The sequence below is a fragment of the Caulobacter sp. GW821-FHT10E02 genome (assembly GCF_059415225.1).
In genome coordinates this window covers 1-1033 of record NZ_JBWKMV010000008.1, presented here as the reverse complement: position 1 = coordinate 1033, position 1033 = coordinate 1, and the positions used below count along the sequence as shown (strand labels likewise).

Annotated in this window: 1 protein-coding gene; it reads left to right on the top strand. The window is 64.2% G+C overall.

What is annotated here, in order from left to right:
* A partial coding sequence (gene tuf, locus AC07NI_RS26035; protein ID WP_494624593.1) for an elongation factor Tu occupies positions 1–1023 on the top strand: 1023 nt, incomplete at its 5' end.
* Positions 1024–1033: the final 10 nt, after the last annotated feature.

Genomic DNA, 1033 nt, shown 5'->3' with positions numbered 1-1033 from the left:
AAGGCCCGCGGCATCACGATCAACACGGCTCACGTCGAGTACGAGACGGCCAACCGTCACTACGCGCACGTCGACTGCCCCGGCCACGCCGACTACGTGAAGAACATGATCACGGGCGCCGCCCAGATGGACGGCGCGATCCTGGTCGTGTCGGCCGCCGACGGCCCGATGCCGCAGACCCGCGAGCACATCCTGCTGGCCCGTCAGGTCGGCGTGCCGGCTCTGGTCGTGTTCATGAACAAGGTCGACATGGTCGACGACGAAGAGCTGCTGGAACTCGTCGAAATGGAAGTGCGCGAGCTGCTCAGCTCGTACCAGTTCCCGGGCGACGACATCCCGATCACCAAGGGCTCGGCCCTGGCCGCCGTGGAAAACCGCGACGCCAAGATCGGCGAAGAAGCGATCCTGGCGCTGATGGCTTCGGTCGACGCCTACATCCCGCAGCCGGAACGTCCGGTTGACCTGCCGTTCCTGATGCCGGTCGAAGACGTGTTCTCGATCTCGGGCCGCGGCACCGTGGTCACGGGCCGTATCGAAAAGGGCATCGTGAAGGTCGGCGAAGAAGTCGAAATCGTCGGCATCCGTCCGGTCCAGAAGACGACCTGCACGGGCGTCGAAATGTTCCGCAAGCTGCTGGACCAAGGTCAAGCCGGCGACAACGTGGGCGTGCTGCTGCGCGGCACCAAGCGTGAAGACGTCGAGCGCGGCCAGGTTCTCTGCAAGCCGGGTTCGATCACCCCGCACACGAAGTTCGTGGCCGAAGCCTACATCCTGAACAAGGAAGAAGGCGGCCGTCACACCCCGTTCTTCACCAACTACCGTCCGCAGTTCTACTTCCGCACGACCGATGTCACCGGCATCATCAAGCTGAAGGAAGGCGTGGAAATGATCATGCCGGGCGACAACGCCGAGCTGGACGTCGAGCTGATCACCCCGATCGCCATGGACCAAGGCCTGCGCTTCGCCATCCGCGAAGGCGGCCGCACCGTCGGCGCCGGCGTCGTGGCCAAGATCGTCGAGTAATCGACCTTCT